General features: G+C 57.0%; 1 rRNA gene. It reads right to left on the bottom strand.

Features of this window, described 5'->3' with window-relative positions:
- Positions 1-76: 76 nt before the first annotated feature.
- Positions 77-3190 (bottom strand): 23S ribosomal RNA (locus ACFU5J_RS21830).
- Positions 3191-3408: the final 218 nt, after the last annotated feature.

Genomic DNA, 3408 nt, shown 5'->3' with positions numbered 1-3408 from the left:
GGGGGGTGGGGGTGGTGCCCGTTTCTCGGGAACCGCATAGTGGACGCAAGCATGTTATTGCCAACAGTGTTGGGTGTGTGTGAAGTTGTTGGCTTATTAGTACCGGTCAGCTCCGACAGTCTTTCGTCCTGTCTTCCACATCCGGCCTATCTACCCAGTGGTCTAGCTGGGTGCCTTCACCCCCGAGGGGGATGGAAACCTCATCTTGAAGCAGGCTTCCCGCTTAGATGCTTTCAGCGGTTATCCCTTCCGAACGTAGCTAACCAGCCGTGCTCCTGGCGGAACAACTGGCACACCAGAGGTTCGTCCGTCCCGGTCCTCTCGTACTAGGGACAGCCCTTCTCAAGTTTCCTGCGCGCGCAGCGGATAGGGACCGAACTGTCTCACGACGTTCTAAACCCAGCTCGCGTACCGCTTTAATGGGCGAACAGCCCAACCCTTGGGACCTACTCCAGCCCCAGGATGCGACGAGCCGACATCGAGGTGCCAAACCATGCCGTCGATATGGACTCTTGGGCAAGATCAGCCTGTTATCCCCGGGGTACCTTTTATCCGTTGAGCGACGGCGCTTCCACAAGCCACCGCCGGATCACTAGTTCCGACTTTCGTCCCTGCTCGACCTGTCGGTCTCACAGTCAAGCTCCCTTGTGCACTTGCACTCGACACCTGATTGCCAACCAGGCTGAGGGAACCTTTGAGCGCCTCCGTTACATTTTGGGAGGCAACCGCCCCAGTTAAACTACCCACCAGGCACTGTCCCTGATCCGGATTACGGACCGAGGTTAGATGGTCGATATGGCCAGAGTGGTATTTCAACGATGACTCCTCCCGACCTGGCGGCCGGGTCTCACAGTCTCCCACCTATCCTACACAAGCCACACCGAACACCAATACCAAGCTATAGTAAAGGTCCCGGGGTCTTTCCGTCCTGCTGCGCGTAACGAGCATCTTTACTCGTAGTGCAATTTCGCCGAGCTCGCGGTTGAGACAGCGGAGAAGTCGTTACGCCATTCGTGCAGGTCGGAACTTACCCGACAAGGAATTTCGCTACCTTAGGATGGTTATAGTTACCACCGCCGTTTACTGGGGCTTAAATTCTGGGCTTCACCGAAGTTGACCCGTCCTCTTAACCTTCCAGCACCGGGCAGGCGTCAGTCCGTATACATCGTCTTGCGACTTCGCACGGACCTGTGTTTTTAGTAAACAGTCGCTTCTCCCTGGTCTCTGCGGCCCTCACCGCTTCCCACCGCTAGGGTGTTCACGGATCAGGCCCCCCTTCTCCCGAAGTTACGGGGGCATTTTGCCGAGTTCCTTAACCACGATTCGCTCGATCGCCTTAGTATTCTCTACCTGACCACCTGAGTCGGTTTGGGGTACGGGCGGCTAGAACCTCGCGTCGAGGCTTTTCTTGGCAGCAGAGGATCACCCGTTTCCCGCATACGCGGTCACTATCAGTTCTCACCCTATGTGCTTCGCGGATTTGCCTACGAAGCGGGCTACAACCTTGGACGTGGACTACCATCGCCACGCCGGGCTACCTTCCTGCGTCACCCCTGTTAACACGCTTACCTACTACCGGTTCGGGTCCCACGCCGCCGGCGACGGTGTGACCCGAAGGTCACGATGTCGCCATTGGGGCGGTTAGCATCACCGGGCTCGGTATGGGCGGTTCTTCGCCGGTAGGAGAATATCAACTCCTTGTCCATCGACTACGCCTGTCGGCCTCGCCTTAGGTCCCGACTTACCCAGGGCGGATTAACCTGGCCCTGGAACCCTTGGTCATTCGGCGGACGGGTTTCTCACCCGTCATTCGCTACTCATGCCTGCATTCTCACTCGTGTGGGCTCCACCACTAGGTCACCCTGCAGCTTCACTGCCCACACGACGCTCCCCTACCCACCCACACACCTGAACACCGATCAAGTCGGTGCTGGGCTAACGTGTGAGTGCCACGGCTTCGGCGGTGTACTTGAGCCCCGCTACATTGTCGGCGCGGAATCACTTGACCAGTGAGCTATTACGCACTCTTTCAAGGGTGGCTGCTTCTAAGCCAACCTCCTGGTTGTCTGTGCAACTCCACATCCTTTCCCACTGAGCACACGCTTAGGGGCCTTAGCCGATGATCTGGGCTGTTTCCCTCTCGACTACGAAGCTTATCCCCCGCAGTCTCACTGCCACGCTATGTCTTACCGGCATTCGGAGTTTGGCTGACGTCAGTAACCTGGTAGGGCCCATTAGCCATCCAGTAGCTCTACCTCCGGCAAGAAACACGTGACGCTGCACCTAAATGCATTTCGGGGAGAACCAGCTATCACGAAGTTTGATTGGCCTTTCACCCCTAACCACAGGTCATCCCCTCAGTTTTCAACCTAAGTGGGTTCGGTCCTCCACGCCGTCTTACCGGCGCTTCAACCTGCCCATGGCTAGATCACTTCGCTTCGGGTCTAGACCCGGCGACTGTATCGCCCTATTCGGACTCGCTTTCGCTACGGCTTCCCCACACGGGTTAACCTCGCCACCGAGCACTAACTCGCAGGCTCATTCTTCAAAAGGCACGCCGTCACCCCTGCTAGGGAGGCTCCGACGGATTGTAGGCACACGGTTTCAGGTACTATTTCACTCCCCTCCCGGGGTACTTTTCACCTTTCCCTCACGGTACTTGTCCGCTATCGGTCACTAGGTAGTATTTAGGCTTAGCAAGTGGTCTTGCCAGATTCACACGAGATTTCTCGGGCCCCGTGCTACTTGGGATCCCCTCAACCAGGCCGCACCATTTCGTCTACGGGACTCACACCCACTACGGTCCGCCTTTCAATGCGGTTCGACTATGACACGGCTTTCTTACTGGCTACCAGACTGTCAGATCTGGTCAGAAGGTCCCACAACCCCGCATGTGCAACGCCTGACAGCTTGACACACACACGGTTTGGCCTCATCCGCTTTCGCTCGCCACTACTCACGGAATATCTCTTCCTGTCGGTACTGAGATGTTTCACTTCCCGACGTTCCCCCCTACACCCTATGTATTCAGATGCAGGTGACTGGGCATGACCCCAGCCGGGTTCCCCCATTCGGACATCCTCGGATCACAGCTCGTTTGCCAACTCCCCGAGGCTTATCGCAGGCTACAACGTCCTTCTTCGGCTCCTAGTGCCAAGGCATCCACCCTGTGCCCTTAAAAACTTCGACACACTACAATATTTCACAGAGATCAGAAAACCAGTCCGATCAACAACCAACCCCCAAAGGAGCCGACCGCCGACCAAACCAGTACTGAACATCTGGGATGCTCGCGTCCACTATGCAGTTCTCAAGCAACGGACGAACCCGCAGACCCCACGGCACGCCTACCCCGACACCCACCCACACCCACACCAGCCGAAACCAGTCACCGACCGAAGCCGATCA

It is taken from the genome of Isoptericola sp. NPDC057559, from assembly GCF_042801555.1.
GTDB lineage: Bacteria > Actinomycetota > Actinomycetes > Actinomycetales > Cellulomonadaceae > Isoptericola.
This window is presented reverse-complemented; position numbering and strand designations above follow the sequence as displayed.